The organism is Deinococcus indicus (assembly GCF_002198095.1).
Lineage (GTDB): Bacteria > Deinococcota > Deinococci > Deinococcales > Deinococcaceae > Deinococcus > Deinococcus caeni.
In genome coordinates this window covers 96,968-112,388 of record NZ_NHMK01000011.1, presented here as the reverse complement: position 1 = coordinate 112,388, position 15,421 = coordinate 96,968, and the positions used below count along the sequence as shown (strand labels likewise).

At 69.4% G+C, this 15,421-nt stretch carries 12 protein-coding genes; 2 read left to right on the top strand and 10 right to left on the bottom strand.

Annotated features, from left to right (window positions below; genetic code table 11):
• Window positions 1-396 precede the first annotated feature (396 nt).
• The 10 genes from CBQ26_RS08660 to CBQ26_RS08615 all read right to left on the bottom strand — a co-directional run bounded on the left by CBQ26_RS08660 (window position 397) and on the right by CBQ26_RS08615 (window position 13,736).
• Window positions 397-1,545 (bottom strand): ATP-binding protein, encoded by a 1,149-nt coding sequence (locus CBQ26_RS08660; RefSeq protein WP_088248242.1) that lies wholly within the window; start codon window positions 1,543-1,545, stop codon window positions 397-399.
• 117 nt (window positions 1,546-1,662) lie between these two features.
• A complete protein-coding gene (locus CBQ26_RS08655) occupies window positions 1,663-2,529 on the bottom strand; it encodes a carbohydrate ABC transporter permease (RefSeq protein ID WP_088248241.1) in 867 nt (288 codons plus the stop codon).
• Entirely contained in the window at window positions 2,526-3,650 is a 1,125-nt protein-coding gene (locus CBQ26_RS08650; protein WP_088248240.1) for a carbohydrate ABC transporter permease, read from the bottom strand. The genes CBQ26_RS08655 and CBQ26_RS08650 overlap by 4 nt, the downstream gene beginning before the upstream one ends.
• 89 nt (window positions 3,651-3,739) lie before the next feature.
• Entirely contained in the window at window positions 3,740-4,975 is a 1,236-nt protein-coding gene (locus tag CBQ26_RS08645; protein ID WP_088248239.1) for an ABC transporter substrate-binding protein, read from the bottom strand.
• Window positions 4,972-6,339, bottom strand: a complete 1,368-nt coding sequence (locus CBQ26_RS08640) for an ROK family protein (RefSeq protein ID WP_088248238.1) — start codon at window positions 6,337-6,339, stop codon at window positions 4,972-4,974. Before CBQ26_RS08640 ends, CBQ26_RS08645 begins: the two co-directional genes overlap by 4 nt.
• A 454-nt stretch (window positions 6,340-6,793) precedes the next feature.
• Complete coding sequence (gene lysS, locus CBQ26_RS08635; protein WP_088248237.1) at window positions 6,794-8,353, bottom strand: lysine--tRNA ligase; 1,560 nt, start codon at window positions 8,351-8,353, stop codon at window positions 6,794-6,796.
• Between the two features lie 117 nt (window positions 8,354-8,470).
• Entirely contained in the window at window positions 8,471-8,959 is a 489-nt protein-coding gene (locus CBQ26_RS08630; RefSeq protein WP_229844070.1) for a GreA/GreB family elongation factor, read from the bottom strand.
• Between the two features lie 147 nt (window positions 8,960-9,106).
• Complete coding sequence (locus CBQ26_RS08625; RefSeq protein ID WP_229844071.1) at window positions 9,107-10,297, bottom strand: MFS transporter; 1,191 nt, start codon at window positions 10,295-10,297, stop codon at window positions 9,107-9,109.
• Window positions 10,298-10,380: 83 nt separating this feature from the next.
• Window positions 10,381-11,361, bottom strand: coding sequence for a hypothetical protein (locus tag CBQ26_RS08620; protein ID WP_143342032.1), 981 nt, complete (start codon window positions 11,359-11,361; stop codon window positions 10,381-10,383).
• Window positions 11,362-11,432: 71 nt separating this feature from the next.
• On the bottom strand, window positions 11,433-13,736 hold the full coding sequence (locus CBQ26_RS08615; RefSeq protein ID WP_088248233.1) for an endonuclease MutS2: 2,304 nt from the start codon (window positions 13,734-13,736) through the stop codon (window positions 11,433-11,435).
• Window positions 13,737-13,990: 254 nt separating this feature from the next.
• Here CBQ26_RS08615 and CBQ26_RS08610 point away from each other — a divergent pair, with 254 nt between their 5' ends.
• Window positions 13,991-14,449, top strand: a complete 459-nt coding sequence (locus CBQ26_RS08610) for a DIP1984 family protein (RefSeq protein ID WP_088248232.1) — start codon at window positions 13,991-13,993, stop codon at window positions 14,447-14,449.
• 318 nt (window positions 14,450-14,767) lie between these two features.
• Window positions 14,768-15,220 (top strand): thioredoxin domain-containing protein, encoded by a 453-nt coding sequence (locus CBQ26_RS08605; protein WP_088248231.1) that lies wholly within the window; start codon window positions 14,768-14,770, stop codon window positions 15,218-15,220.
• Window positions 15,221-15,421: the final 201 nt, after the last annotated feature.

Genomic DNA, 15,421 nt, shown 5'->3' with positions numbered 1-15,421 from the left:
ACACCAGTCACCCCCGCCCCTCCCGCCTTCCCGACCCCGACGGCCCACCACAACGCAGGGCCCCCACTGCGCCGCAGCAGGGGCCCCAGAGATCACCACCGGAACGCCGTATGACACGGATTCCGATGGCGGGCTCTGCCAAAAACCTTCCATCGAGTGGGAGGAACACGGGTTCCGGGCATGGCGTTGGCCCCCCACTACCCTTGCGGGCGGAGGGCGAGCCAGACAGACCCGGTGTTATACGGATTCCGTTTGTTTCGCCGACAATCCGGAAGTTCACCGGATTGCCAGCTCCACGTCCGGAGGGGCGTTTCTCTCCTTCTCTGCGGGGCAGCTCTCCGAGTCGCATCCGCTCGGATTGAAAGGACTTTGCAGCCCTTTCAATCGGAGTCCGTATTACACCAGTTCCACGAAGTCGTCGTCCTCGTTGTCCTCCAGCGACGGCAGCGTGAAGATGAACGTCGCGCCCTTGCCCCGCTCGGATTCCACGCGGATCGTTCCGCCGTGCTCCTCGACCGCCAGCTTGCAGAACGCCAGCCCCATGCCGGTATCGAAACGGCCGTGGAGGGTCAGGCGGGACTGCTCGAACGCCGCAAACAGGTTCGGGATGTCCTCTTCGGGGATGCCCTCGCCGTCGTCGCGGACCACGATCTGCACGCCGTCCGGCAGGCCGCGCACCATCAGGGTGATCACGCCGCCGGTCGTGGTGTGCTTCAGGGCGTTGCTGATCAGGTTCGCCAGCACCCGCCGCAGGATTTCCGGGTCGGCACTCGCGGGGCTCAGGTCCGGTTCGATCTCGACCCGCACGTGCCGGTCGCGCAGGCCGCTGCCCACGTCGCCGCGCGCCTGCTCGATCACCTCGCGGAACATGGGCGTGAACATCAGTTCACGTTTCAGGTTCATCTTCCCGGCCTGGATCTTGCGGACGTCCAGCATGTTCGCTGCGAGGTGCAGCAGGTGCTGCGTCTCGTCGTACGCGACTTTCAGCAGTTCACGGTTGTCTTCCGGGACGCGCGGGTCCTCCTGCACGATCTCGATCAGGCCCATCACGGCCGCGATGGGGTTTTTCAGGTCATGCACGAGCATGTGGACCAGCTGGTCGCGCACACGTTCCTCGTGCTCCCAGGTGTCCATGCGGCGTTGCAGGCTCGCCACGCGCGCCAGCGACTCGCGGTGCTGGTGCGCGCGGGCCAGCATGGTCCGCACCTGCAAGGCCAGCGCCTCGGGGGGCGTGCCGTCGCTGATCAGGGCATCCGCGCCGGCGGCCAGCATCTCGCCCAGGCCCTGGGTGCCGACCGCCAGCCACTGCGTGCCGCTCAGTTCGGCCCGCTGGCGCAGCAGGGGCAGCACCTGATGCAGCGGCACGCCGGGCGTGCTGGTGTACAGCAGCGCGACGTCTGGGACCGTCACGTGCGACTCGCGCAGCAGGGTCTCGGCGTCTGCGATGTGATGCACGTCCGCCCGCGCCAGCAGCGGCCGCAGTTGCTGGGCGCGGCCCGGATCTGCGGCGACGACAAACACGTTCAGGGTCTCTGGAGTCGTCATGAAGTGCCCCGAGTGTACCCCGCGCCCCCGGCTTCCGGCACGGCAGAAGCTACGGAAGCCGGAACGGAAACGTCCCCCGCGCCACGCCGGGCCGGGGGACGACAGCAGACAGAAGGTTCAACCCTTGACGGACCCGGCCAGCAGGCCGCGCACGAAGTAGCGGCCCAGCAGGATGTACACGAGCAGGGTGGGCAGCGCGGCCAGGATCGCGCCGGCCATGGGCAGGTTCCAGCTGACGGCCTGTCCGCCCGCGAGCTGCGACAGGGCGTACGTGACGGGCTGGCTGGTGGTGTTGGTCAGGGTGGCGGCGAACAGGAATTCGTTCCAGACCTGCGTGAACTGCCAGATGATCACGACCACGAAACCGGGAATGCTGATCGGGAAGATCACGAGGCGGTAGATCTGCCAGAAGCCCGCCCCGTCAATGGTGGCGGCTTCGACCAGGGCGTCGGGCACGTCGGCGTAGAAGTTGCGGAAGATCAGCGTGGTGATCGGAATGCCGTACACGACGTGCGCCAGGATCAGGCCCCAGATGCTGCCGTACAGGCCGAGTTCCTTGATGAACTGGAACAGCGGGATCAGCACCGCCTGGTACGGGATGAACATTCCGAACAGCATCAGCGCGAACAGGGTGTTGGCGCCCCGGAACTTCCATTTGCTCAGGGCGTAGCCGTTCAGGCTGCCCAGCAGGGCGCTGAGCAGGGTGGCGGTCACGGCCAGGAACAGGCTGTTGAGCATGTTCCCGCCGATCTTGCCCCACGCCTCGCTGAAACTGGCCCAGTTCAGCGCGGCCGGCCAGTGCCAGGTGGTGGCCAGACTGATCGCGTCCGGGCTTTTCAGGGCCGTGGCGAGCAGCAGGTACACCGGCACCAGGAAGAACAGCGCGGCCAGCACCAGCAGGGCGTACATGACGACCCGGCCCGGCTGGACGGGTCTGCGGGGCGTGGCGGGCGCGGCGGCGGCCTTGGCGGGCGTGGCGGTCATGCGTGACCCTCCTCGGAACGGAACTGGGACGAGAGGTACGGAACGATCACGAACGCCACCAGGATCAGCAGGATGGTGCCGATCGCGGCGCCCAGCGCGAACTGGTTCTGCCGGAAGCTGGTCAGGTACATGTTCAGCGCCGGGACGCTGGTCGAGATGTTGTCCGGGCCGGCCATGGCGTACACCAGGTCGAAGATCTTCAGGCTGATGTGACCCAGCACGATCATGGCCGACAGGCTGATGGGTGCCAGCAGCGGGAAGATCACGTGCCGGTACAGGCTCAGGTCGTTCGCGCCGTCCACCCTGGCCGCCTCGCGCAGTTCCTCGGGAATGCCGCGCAGACCCGCGAGGTACAGGGCCATGGTGTAACCGCTCATCTGCCACACGGCAGCGATGATGATGCCGATCAATGCGAGGTTGAAGCCGTGCAGTTCCGGGGCGGGCAGCAGTTTCACGTTCGGGCCGATCAGCAGCGCCCAGCCCAGCAGCAGCGCGGCGCAGGCGGCGGCGACCAGGGTGCGGGTGCGGTCACCGCTCCGGGCGGCGCGGACCGCCAGGACGATCAGTACGAGGCCCACGACGCTGGCGGTCAGCAGCGGGAGTTTGTTCCAGTCGAATTTCCACAGGGCGTCGGTGCTGCTCAGCCAGCCGAAGGTGCTGGGTTGCCCGCCCAGCAGGGTGGGCGCCTGGTTCACGCCGCCGCCGGGTTGCAGCATCCAGCGCCAGATGGTGCCGGTCACGATGAACGACAGGCTCATGGGGAACAGGAAGATGGTGCGCCACAGGCCCTCCCCTTTCGGGTTGCGGTCCAGGATCAGCGCGAGGCCCAGCCCCAGGCCCAGGCAGCCCAGGATGAAGAACACCGTGAAGAAGATGGTGCTGACGAGTTCCTGCCGGAAGCGGCCCTGCAGGAACCCGGTGAACAGTTCCTGGTAGTTGGCCAGTCCCACCCAGCGGATGATGGGCTCGAGGGCGAGGGCCTGCGCTGGATCGTTCCCCCAGTCGGTCATGCTGACGTACACGCTGCGCGCGATGAAGCCGTACACGAACACGGCGATCAGGATGACGCTGGGGGCCAGCACGGCCATGGACCACAGGCGATCTTTACTCAGGCCTTTCATGATGGCCTCCTTTCATGGAACGTGGGATGTGGGCTGCGGGAAGCAGGAAACGCCGTTCCTGCAGCCCACAACCCACATCCGGCCGGGGTTTACTTGCCGATGCCGGCGCGCACGGCCAGCTGCTGCGCGGCGGCGGCGGCGCCGGCGCTGTTGCGGCTGGACACGTACTGGTCGATCACGGCGCCGAAGGCGCTCATGAAGCTCTCGGGGGCGACGGCGCCGTGCACGAGGCTGCCGACGATCTTGTTGCTCTTCCAGTCGGCGGCGGCGCTCTTGCCGTAGGTGTTGTACTTGCTCAGGTCGCTGTCGGTGCGCGCGGCGATGGAGCCTTTCAGGGGGTTGAAGGCGTCCTGGCCGGCCTTGCTGCCCATCAGTTTCAGCCAGTTGATGGCCTCGGTGCGGTTCTTGGCGCCCTTGGGCAGACCGAAGGAGTCGGCGAGCATCACGAAGGTCTTGGTGGTGCCGGGGGCGGGCGCCCAGCCGAAGCCGGTGTTCGGGGCGAGTTTCTTGGTGGTCGCGAAGTACCCGGCGGCCCAGTCGCCCATCACGTTGAAGGCGCTGGTGCCGTCGATGACGCGGTCACTGGCCTGCTGCCAGCTCAGGCCACTGGCGTCCTTGTTGGCGCAGTCCATGACCTTGCCGAAGGTGGTGAAGCCCGCGACGACCTTGGGGTCCGTGAACTTCAGCTTGCCGGCCCACAGGTTCTCCCAGTTGGCGGCGCCCAGCGTGCCGATCATGACGCTCTCCCAGAGGTGCTGCTGGGTCCAGTTCTCGCCGACGACCAGCGGCGCGGCCACGCCCTTGGCTTTCAGGGTGGTGCAGGTCTTCAGGAATTCGGGCCAGGTCTTGGGCACGGTGACGCCCCAGGCCTTCAGCTTGGCGGGGTTGTACCACATGACGTTGCTGCGGTGCACGTTCACGGGCACGCTCCAGGGCTTGCCGTTCGTGCTGATCAGGTTCAGCAGGTCCTTGGGGAAGGCCTTGTCCCAGCCCTCGCTCTTGAACAGGCTGCTCAGGTCTTCCATGCGCCCGGCGACGACCCAGGTGCCGATGAGTTCCTGACCGGCGTGCGCCTGGAAGGAGTCGGGGGGCGTGCCGCCCAGCATGCGGGTCTTCAGGACGGCCTTGGCGTTCGTGCCGGCGCCGCCGGAGACAGTGGCGTTGTCCACGGCCACCGTGGGGTACTTGGCTTTGTACAGCTTGACCAGGGCTTCCAGGGCGGGACCCTCGTCACCGGACCACCAGGAGAAGATCTCCAGTTTGCCAGCGGCGGAGGCGCTGGTGGTGACGGCGAGGGCGGCGGCGAGCAGCAGTGCTTTTTTCATGGTGTTCCTCCGTGAGAAACGGGACGGGTCGGGGGGTGGGTGGCGCGTTCGGCGGGACGGGGTGGGGACGGGCCGGCCGGCGGCGCGCGGCTGGCGGACGCCTCGCCGACAGACCGGGTGTTCTGCGCCATGCGGGCGATGCCGTACAGGTGCGGCAGGCCGCGCGGCGTGAACAGCGAGTCGAGCATCATCGCGCCGGCGCCGCGCACGCCGGCGTCCACGCCCAGGGTGCCCAGGTCGATGCGGGCGCGGTCCACGTTGATGCGCATGGTGCGGGCATGGGCGCTGGCGCGGACGGCGCCGAGCAGCACCTCGCCGGCCTGCGAGAGGCGGCCGCCGATCACCACGGCCTGCGGGTTGAACAGGTTCAGGGTGGTGCTGATGGCGACCCCCAGGTGATGCCCGGCTTCCTCCCACACGGCGCGGGCCAGCGGGTCGGTGTTCGCGTGGGCCAGCAGGCCTTCCAGGGTGATGGGTTCCGGCAGCTGGCTGGGCGCGCCGGCGGCCCGGCGGGCGCGGGCCAGCGTGACGAGCACCTGAGCGGCGGCGTAACTTTCGAGGCTGCCGGGGTTGCCGCTGCGGCCGACCGGCCCCTGCTCGTTGATGCTGATGTGGCCGATCTCGCCGGCGCCGCCGCGTGCGCCCCGGTGCAGGCGGCCGCCGAGCAGCACGCCGGCGCCGATGCCGGTGGCGGCCTTGACGTAGATCAGGTCCTGCGTGCCGCGGTGCGCGCCGAAGCGGGCCTCGGCCAGGGCGCCCAGGTTGGCGTCGTTGTCCACGAGGACTTCGAGGTTCAACCGGTTCTGGAGGGCCTCGCGGATGTTCTCGCCGTCCCAGCCGGGCATGTTGGGGGGCTGCACGACGCGGCCGGTGTCGTGGTCGACCGGGCCGGGCACGCCGATGCCGACCAGCGCGACCTGCGCGGGCTGGATGCCGGCGGCGCGCATGGCCTGGGCGCTCAGGGTGCCCAGCAGGGTGTACGTGGCGTGCGGCCCGCTGACGATGTCGTGAGGGACGGTCAGGCTGGACAGCGTCTGGCAGTGCAGGTCCAGCACGTCCACGCGGGCGTGGCTGGCGCCCAGGTCGATGGCGAGCAGGGCGGCGGCGCGGGTGTTGAGATTCAGCAGGGTGGCGCGCCGTCCCACGCCGCCGGTGCCGCGCGTTCCGACTTCCTGCACCAGTCCGACGCTGATCAGTTCCGTGACGATGGAGCTGATCGCGCTGCGCGACAGGCCCAGTTCGCGGGCGATGTCCACGCGGGCCAGGTCCCCGTTCCACAGCAGGTCCAGCAGCAGCAGCGTGTGCCGCGCGCGGATGGCCGCGAGGTCCAGGGTGTCGGTGCTGGGGTGGTCGGTGCGGATCATGCGGGGGAACCTCGGTGGGGCCGGGCAGGGGAAAAGGGCGGCTGCGTGGGCGCAGGACGCGACGGAGCGTGGCGGGTGGGCCGTCGGTCACGGCTGCCCTGCTCACCTGAGATGAATCTTGTGTGAAGCCATATTGCGCGTTGCATATTTTGTTTGTCAAACAAACGAATTAACTAAACCGGTTTCATTCGTCTAGACAGATTCTGCGCGCACCCTTCTTCCCTGCACCGCCCCGCCTCCCCTGCCAGCCGACCACGAAAACCGGCCGCCTCCACACGGGAAGCGGCCGGTCACGCCAGATCAGGAACGATTCATACGGATTCCGTTTGTTTCGCCAACAATCCGGAACTTCACCGGATTGCCGGCTCCACGTCCGGAACCCGTTTTTCTCCTTCTCGCATCCGCTCGGATTGAATGGGTTGCACAGCCCGTTCAATCGGAGTCCGTATCAGCTCTACTCGCCAGCCGGCACTTCAGTCTCGCCGCCCGTTCCTTCCGGACGCAGCAGCGGGAACAGCAACACGTCCCGGATGGAATCCCGGTCGGTCATCAGCATCGCCAGACGGTCCATACCCATCCCCATCCCGGCAGTGGGCGGCATGCCGTACTCCAGCGCCAGCAGGAAGTCCTCGTCCTGCTCGTGCGCCTCGTCGTCCCCGGCGTCCCGGCGGGCCGTCTGCGCCTCGAAGCGCTCCCGCTGATCCAGCGCGTCGTTCAGCTCCGAGTAGATCGGCGCCAGCTCGAAACCCGCCACGTACAGGTCGGCGCGCTCGGCCAGGCCGGCGCGGTCACGGTGCACCTTCACCAGCGGACTGATCGCCAGCGGCATATCCGTCAGGAAGGTCGGGTTCTGCAGCAGCGGCTCGACGTACTCGCCGCCCAGCTTGTCCAGCAGCTTGTAGTCCGGGGTCTTGCGGTGCTCGGGGTGGTGCTCGTCACTCCACTCGCGCAGCTTCACGAGGTCCAGCGGATCGAAGTCCAGCCCCGCCTGCTCCCTGAGCGCCGTCACGAAGTCCAGCCGCTTGAACGGCAGCGAGAAGTCCAGTTCACGGCCCTGGTACGTCAGTTTCGGCTCGCCCTTGAGTTCCACGACCAGGTCGTGCAGCAGCGTCTCCACGAGCACCATCATGTCGTTGTAGTCGCCGTACGCGAAGTACGCCTCCAGCATCGTGAATTCCGGGTTGTGCGTCCGGTCGATGCCCTCGTTGCGGTAGTTGCGGCCGATCTCGTACACCCGCTCGAAACCGCCCACCAGCAGCCGCTTGAGGTACAGCTCCAGGCTGATGCGCATGCTGAACTCGTGCCCCAGCGCGTTGTGGAACGTCTTGAACGGCTTGGCCTCGGTCCCGCCAGGAACGACCTGCAACGTGGGGCCCTCGACCTCCATGAAGTCGCGGCTGTCGAGGAAGTTCCGGATGAAGCGCAGCATCCGCGAGCGCGTGCGGTACACCTCGCGGCTCTCGGGGTTGATCATCAGGTCCACGTAGCGGCGCCGCGCGCGGAGTTCCTCGTCCTGCAGGCCATGGAACTTGCTGGGCAGCGGGTGAAGGCTCTTGACCAGCGGCTGCCAGGACGTCACGCGCAGCGTCAGCTGACCGGTCTTCGTGACGAACGGAAAGCCACGCACGCCGATGATGTCGCCCAGGTCGATCTTCTTGGTGGGGTCGAACTGTTCGGTGTCCTGCTTGGAGAAGTGCAGCTGGATCTTGCCGTGCTCGTCACTCAGGTCCGCGAAGGCCGCCTTCCCCATGTGACGCATCAGGGTGACGCGGCCGGCCAGGGCGTACTCCTCGGCGGGCCACTCCTGCCCGGCCTCCCATTTCGGCGTGCCGTCCTCGGCCTGCGCGTCGGCGGGATGAACGGCCAGCACGTCACGGGCGTGATGGGTGCGCGGGTACGTGTAGGGGTGCGCCTCGAAGCCGGCCGCCACCTGCGCGTCCAGGTTGTTCAGGCGGCTGATGGTCTGCTCGTGCAGACCCTCGCGGCGATTGGTCGGAGTGGAACCATCAGACATAACCGCCAGTATAGGCCGCGCCCGTCCATCCGGACGGGACCGGCGTCCAGCTGAACGGCAGGTGGGGCGCAGGCCACCGCCCACGCCCCACCTGTCACCGGCCCGCGCCGGGGCAGGTCAGTACTCGATGCTCTTGACCTTGTACTTCATCTGCTTGCCGTTGTCGAGGTTCACCACGAAGGCCTCGCCCTTGCGGCGGCCCATCAGTTCCTTGCCGACGGGGCTGTCCTCGCTGACGCGGGGCAGGCTGCCGCCGGTGACAGTCGCCTCGGCGGCGCTGACGACCTGCACTTTCATGTCCTTCTTGGTGGTCTCGTTGCCCAGCACAACGATCGCGCCGAGTTCCACGCGGCCCTCGTTCTCGTGGTCCTCGATGACGGTGGCGCGCGCCAGGGTGTCCTCGAGTTCCTCGATGCGCGCCTCGATGTTCATCTTTTCGCGCTTGGCGTCCTCCAGGCCCGTGTCCTCAGTGTCGGAACTGGTTTCCATCTGTTCCTGCAGGATGCGGGTCGCCTCGGCGAGCCGGCCCATCTCCTGATCGAGTGTCTTCTGAAGGCGTTCGAACCCTTCACGTGTGAGTTTCACCTGTCTGGTCGCTTGTGCCACTCTAGGCCTCCGTTGCGCCGCCGGGTACTCCGGCGAGGACTCATGAACTGAAGTCGGTTGCTTCCCCGGGGGAAGGCAGGGGACGCGGATTGGGTGAGAATCAGCGCGCATTCTGCCACACGCCCCCACCCCTGACAATGCGCCCTGCTAGGGCACGGCCGCCCCCCCCACCCCCGCGCGGGCCTGCCGGGCCACCAGCACGGTGAAAAGCGCCAGCAGCGCGGCCAGCGTCCCCAGGAACGCCGGAACGGCCGGCGCGCCCCAGCGGGCGAACAGCACCCCCAGCAGCGCCGGCGCGACCACGCCGCCCAGCGACCCGGCCACCAGCAGGAACGGCACCAGCCGGGCCGACAGGGTTCGGGTCAGCCACGCCAGGGTGGTGCCGAACACCGGCGCGAGCGCCAGCCCGGCCAGCACGAACGCCGCGCCCGCCAGTCCCGGCACGGCCGCCGCCAGCGCGCACAGCAGCAGCGTGGCCGCGCTGCCCAGCACGACCCGTTCGGGGCGCAGCCGCGCGGCGAACACCCCGGTCAGGACCCGGCCGATCGTCAGGGCCGCCCAGAAGGCACTCAGGATCAACGCGGCGTCCGCCACACGCAGTTCGGTCAGGTAGCGCACGGTCCACGCGCCGTACCCGGCTTCCAGGCCCACATAACTGGCGATCAGCGCGGCGAACAGCGCGAACTGCACGCCGGGGCGCGCCGGGGCGCCGTCCTGCGGGGCGGGGGCGATGTCCGGCACGCCCCACACGCGGCCCACCACGAACGTCACGGCGCACAGGGCCGCCACCACCAGGAACGGACCGCCGGGCACGCCGGTGGCCGCGCCGGCCCCGGCGCCCGTCAGGGCCGCGACGAGCAGCGGCGACACCATGCTGCCCACCCCGAACACGGCGTTCACGAGGTTCACGGCCCGCGCGCCCACGCTGGCGTACGCGGCGTTCAGGCAGGCGCTGACCCCGCCCAGGCCCAGGCCGCCCACGAAGGCCGCCGCGACCGCCAGCGCCCAGCTGGGCGCGAACACCACGCCCAGCATCCCGGCAGCCAGGATCAGCAGACTGAACGACATGCCGGCCCGGACGCTCAGGCGCCGCAGCAGCAGTCCCACCAGGGGCGGCGCAATGGCCGACCCCAGGAAGTGCGCGCTGGCGATCACGCCCACGCCCGCCGTGCTGACGCCGTACCGCGTCTGGAACAGCGGGAAGCTGGGGCCGTACATCGCCTGGATCAAGCCCAGCGTGAAGAACGCGGCGGTGCCGGTCGCCAGCAGGGACAGCGGCATCCGCCCCCCGGCGGCGGTGGGGGGCGGCTGCGGGGGGAGCTTCCCGGAACGACTCACGCGGGGACGCTATCACCCGCGCCGGCCGGCCGGACCTGCCCTGTCCAGGGGCTGACCTTAATGTTCAGGCGTGGCCGGCCCGGTCAGCGGGGCAGCGCGACGAGCGCGAAGCGCCACTTGTTCGCGCTGGCGTTCGTCTCGTACCACTCGTAGCCGACGCTGCCGCCCATCAGGGCCGGCAGGCCGTCGATGCGGAACGCGACGTCCGCGTCGGCCGTGGCGGATTTCGCCAGCCAGTCGCGGGAGGCGCGGACGCGCACGGCGCCCAGCCCGAAGCCCTCGGCGGGCGGCAGGCGGTACGTGAGGCTGGCGTTGCTGGACTGCGCGCGGCCGAAACCGAAGTCCCCGATGGCCGTCTGGCCGACCGCGAAGCGCTCGAAGTGCGAGGCGTCCAGGTTCAGGCCGGCGGCCAGCGGCACGCCGATGACGGCCGTCACGTCCGCGCTGCCCTGCGCCTTGCCCTGCGTGGGGAAGGCGTACATGCGGACCGTGGAGTACAGGCCGGTGTTCACCTTGCCGTAGGCGCGGCCGTACCCGCCGCTGACCTCGGTCTGGGTGTACGCGGCGGTCACGCTGCCCTGCTGCGCCACGCCGACGTTGTTCAGGAACCGGATGCGGCCGTCCCAGACCTGCGTGGCGTACCCGACCGTGAAGTGCGAGTGCGAGGCGCCGCCCTGCACCAGCGCGCTCCACTGCAGGCCGCTGCCGGGCGCGCTGGTCAATTCGGCTTTGGGGACGTTGCCGAAGCGGCCCAGCGCGGCCGACAGACTGCCGAACTGCCCGCTCAGGCCGTAATCCCAGTAGGTGGGCGCCCGGAGCAGCGTGAAACGCACGTCCGCCTGCAGGGGCAGCGGGATGTAGCGCACGCCGAACCCGTCGGTGGTGGACGCGACGACCTGCGCGCTACCGAAGCGGTTCAGGTAGTCGGGCGGCAGCTTGAACCCGGTGCTGGGCGGCGCGGCGGGCGCAGCCGTCTGCGCCGAGGCGACGGCGCCCGGCAGGCTGCCCAGCGTCAGCGCGAGCATCAGGGAACGGAGGGCGGAAGCTTCAGGAAGGAAACGCACCGGCCCATCCTGGGGTCTGGAGCTGAGTTTCGTCAAAATCCGGCCTCATGAGGCCGCGCGTCAGGCGCCGGTCAGCGGCGGATGTTCACGATCGTCACGCCGTGCCCGCCCTGGTTCGCCTCGGCGTCGTGGAAGGACTCGACGCGTTTGTCGCCCTTCAGGTACTCGCGCAGCAGGCGGCGCAACACACCCTGGCCCTTGCCGTGAACGACGCGCAGCGGGCTCTCCTTCAGGGCGTGAGCCTCCAGAACGGCGGTCCGGAGTTCCTCGACGGCCTCCTCGACGCCCATGCCGCGCAGTTGCAGTTCGTTCTGGAAGGTGCTGGCGGCGACCGCCCCGGCAAAGGCGGTGCGGGGGCCGCGCGTCCTGGGGGCCGTGACCTTGGGTTCCTGCTTGAGACGCACGTCGCGGCGTTTGACGCCCACCTTCATGACGCCCAGCTGCACGACCAGATCGTCGCCGCGCAGTTCGAGGACCTGCCCGGTGGCGTTGTAGGCGGGAACGTCCACGCGGCTGCCCACCCGGATGGGGTCGCCGCGTTCCTCGCGCGGGGCGGGGGCCGGGCGGGCCTTCTGCGCCGAGACACGCAGTTCACGCAGTTCCTGCATGACGCGCGGGCGGGCGCTGTCCTCCTGCGCGCGGGCCCGCAGGGTGCGAACACGTTCGATGGCGTCGGCGTACAGCGATTCGGCCTTCTGGCTGGCCTCGGCGAGCATCTCGTTGCGGCGCGCTTCGAGGGTCTCGCGTTCCTGGCGCACGCGGCCCAGTTCGGCCTCGGCGTCGCGGCGGGCGGCAGCGGTCCCTTCCAGCTGGGCGCGCAGGTCCTCGCGTTCGCGTTCCAGGCCCTCCAGCATGCGTTCCATCAGGCCCGCGTCGGGTCCGAGGAGGTCCTCGGCGCGGCGCAGCACGTCGGCGGGCAGGCCCATGCGCTGCGCGATGGCCAGCGCGAACGACCGGCCCGGCTGCCCGACCTGCAGGGCGTAGGTGGGGGCCAGCGTTTCGACGTCGAAGCCCATGGAGGCGTTCTTCAGGCCCGGCGTCTCCAGCGCGAACAGTTTCAGCGGGGACAGGTGCGAGGTGATCACGCCGCGTGCGTCCTGCGCCAGCAGCGTCTCGATCAGCGCCTGGGCCAGCGCGGCGCCCTCGTTCGGGTCGGTGCCGCTGCCCAGCTCGTCGACCAGGACCAGCGTGTCCGGCGCGGCGTGCCGCAGCACGTAGCGCAGGTGCTTGAGGTGACTGGCAAAGGTGGACAGGCTCGCCTCGATGCTCTGCTCGTCCCCGATGTCCACCAGCACGTCCCGCACAACCGGCAGGCGGGCGCTGGCCGCCGCGACGTACATCCCGCACTGGTGCATCAGGACCGCCAGGCCCAGCGTCTTGATGGTCGCGGTCTTGCCGCCCATGTTCGGGCCGGTGATCAGCAGCAGTTTCGTCTCGCCGAGCGCGAGGTCGTTCGCGACCGGGTTCTCGATCAGCGGGTGGCGCACCTCGCGCAGGTCGTACCGGCCACCTTCGACCTGCTCGGGGCGGTTCAGTCGCCAGTCGCGGGCCAGCCGGGCCTTGGAGGCGATCAGGTCGAGTTCCCCGACCGTCACGAGCGTCATGGGCACGTCCGCGTCGCCCGCCAGCAGGCCCGAGAGTTCGGTCAGGATGCGGCGCACCTCGGCCTCCTCGTCGAGGATCAGGCGGGTGAGTTCGTTGTTCAGCTGCGTCACGGCGGCCGGTTCCACGAAGTACGTCTGCCCGGTCGCGCTGGCGTCCACGATGATGCCCTGCACCTGCCCCACCCGGCTGGCCTGCACCGGCAGCACGTAGCGGTCGCGGCGGATGGTCACGATGTGCTCCTGAAGCAGGTCCGACCATTTCTCCAGCGTGGCGGTCAGGCGCTCGCGGATGCGGCCACGCAGCGGCTCAATGCGCTTGCGCAGGTCACGCAGGCGCGGACTGGCGTCGTCCCGCACCGCGCCGTCACGGTCCAGGGCACTCAGGACCCGGCGCACCAGTTCGCTGTGGTCGCCCAGCCCGACCGCTACCTCGCGCAGCGGCCCGCGCGAGTTCACGCCGATGGCCCGCTTGACCGTCATCGCGCCGTCCAGCGAGTACGCCGCGCTCAGCAGCTCCGAACCCGACAGGACCCGGCCCTCGGCAGCGCGGGCGTGCAGGTCGCGGATGTCCTGAATGCCGCCCAGGCTCAGGCTCACGCCGAACAGCGCGTCCTCGACCTCGTCGAGTTCCCGCGCGATCCGCTCCGGGTCGTCCGAGGGCCGCAGCGCACGGGCGCGCTCCGCACCCAACGACGTGGCACTGCGCTCGGCCAGCGCATCGAGAACACGGGGAAAATCAAGGGCGGACAGGGCGCGGGCATCGAAGGACATCTCGTAGGGAGCATACCGGCCCCGCCCCCCCAACACCGTGCGCCGAGTGGCTTATGCGTGCTGCCGTCTGTTTCGCCGACAACCCGGAACGTCGCCGGGTTGCCAGCTCCACGCCCGGCAGCACGCTTCTGCTCCTACTCGCTTCGCTCGGATGGAAGGGTCTTTGCAGCCCCTTCCATCGGAGTACGGATTAGAAAGCCTTATCCCAATTCAGGCCGCACCTGTGGCCCATCTTCAGCCCTTACCCTGCACGCATGAAACTCGCCGAGGCCCTGATCACCCGCGCCGACCTCCAGAAACGCGCCGCGCAACTGGAAGAACGCCTCGTGAAGAACCTGCTCGTGCAGGAAGGCGAGGCGCCCGCCGAGGACCCGCAGGCGCTGATGCGCGAGTTCGCGGAGGTCGCCGCGCAACTGGAGGCGCTGCTGCCCCGCATTCACCGCGCGAACCTGCGCGCCACCCTCCCGGACGGCCGGACCCTGACGGACGCCCTGACCCGCCGCGACCTGCTGGACCTGCGCCTGCGGGTGCTGCGCCGCGCCGCCGCCACCGCCAGCGACCGCCCCACCCGCTACAGCAACAGCGAGGTCCGCATCCTGTCCGCCATTCCCGCCCGCGAGTTGCAGGTGCAGGTGGACGCCCTGGCGAAGGAACGCCGGGAACTGGACACGCAACTGCAACAGGCGAACTGGTTGACGGACCTGCCCGAGTAAGCCCACACTGCCGGTCGGGAGCGTCCGCGCGGGCGGAGACCTACCCCGCAGCGGGGAAAAGGCTGCACCCCTGAAGACGCCGGGGCGGCGTCGCCGGACCGACCGGCCCCACCGGGCACGCCCAGCACCCTGCACCCCTCACCTGGCACCGCGCACCCCTCACTCCCACGGCCTCGACGCCGGGCGCTCCCACCAGCTTCCCAGCCCCCCCGCCAACCTCCGCACCCCGGAGCGGCGGGGGCCTTCTGCGGCGGTCACGCCCGCGCGGGAACCCAGCCGCGCCGGGCGCGTACCTGAGGGCATCCCCCAGGAGGTTTCATGACCCAGCGACCCACCCCCACGCCCATCCGCATCCGCCTGCCCCGCCCCATCGGGGCGCTGCTCGGCCGCCTGATCGCCGCGCGCACCGTCCAACCGGGCGCAGTCGTGCCGCCACCCGCCGCGCTGAACGTCACGCGCCGCACGCTGCTGTCCTTCAAGACCGAGGCGTGCGTGGCGTGCGACACGCTCGACGTGTTCCTGGGTCAGCTGGCGCACACGCACGGGCTGGACCTGCGCGTGATCGACGCGCGGCGCGGCGACCTGCCCCCCCACGCCTACGGGGACGCGCTGCACCTCGACACGGACGGCAGCCTGCGCCGCCCGTACCGCGTGCAGGTCTACCCCACCCTGATCCTGACCGGCCCGGACGGGCGGATCGAGGCGGTCGTGACCAGCGTCCCCGAACAGGACGCGCAGGCCACCGTCACGCGGGGTCTGGGACTGGCCTGATGCAGGACTAAATTGATTCCAAACCAGACAGTGTCACCCGGTGGCCCCCTCACCCTTCCGTCGCTTCGCACCTCGCTCTCTCACAAAGGGAGAGGGGACAACGGAACGCGAACACGCTGGAAGCAAGTCAATTTAATCCCGTATCACAGCGGCTTTCAGGGGTGTTGAGGGGTTCCCCCAGCAACCCTGAAACGAGCGAAG

What these genes read in the sequence shown, in the direction of transcription:
- CBQ26_RS08610 (WP_088248232.1), top strand. Translation starts at nt 13,991, where the DNA reads ATGAAACTCGCCGAGGCCCTGATCACCCGCGCCGACCTCCAGAAACGC.
- CBQ26_RS08660 (WP_088248242.1), bottom strand. Translation starts at nt 1,545, where the DNA reads ATGACGACTCCAGAGACCCTGAACGTGTTTGTCGTCGCCGCAGATCCG.
- CBQ26_RS08640 (WP_088248238.1), bottom strand. Translation starts at nt 6,339, where the DNA reads ATGATCCGCACCGACCACCCCAGCACCGACACCCTGGACCTCGCGGCC.
- CBQ26_RS08650 (WP_088248240.1), bottom strand. Translation starts at nt 3,650, where the DNA reads ATGAAAGGCCTGAGTAAAGATCGCCTGTGGTCCATGGCCGTGCTGGCC.
- CBQ26_RS08605 (WP_088248231.1), top strand. Translation starts at nt 14,768, where the DNA reads ATGACCCAGCGACCCACCCCCACGCCCATCCGCATCCGCCTGCCCCGC.
- lysS (WP_088248237.1), bottom strand. Translation starts at nt 8,353, where the DNA reads ATGTCTGATGGTTCCACTCCGACCAATCGCCGCGAGGGTCTGCACGAG.
- CBQ26_RS08615 (WP_088248233.1), bottom strand. Translation starts at nt 13,736, where the DNA reads ATGTCCTTCGATGCCCGCGCCCTGTCCGCCCTTGATTTTCCCCGTGTT.
- CBQ26_RS08645 (WP_088248239.1), bottom strand. Translation starts at nt 4,975, where the DNA reads ATGAAAAAAGCACTGCTGCTCGCCGCCGCCCTCGCCGTCACCACCAGC.
- CBQ26_RS08655 (WP_088248241.1), bottom strand. Translation starts at nt 2,529, where the DNA reads ATGACCGCCACGCCCGCCAAGGCCGCCGCCGCGCCCGCCACGCCCCGC.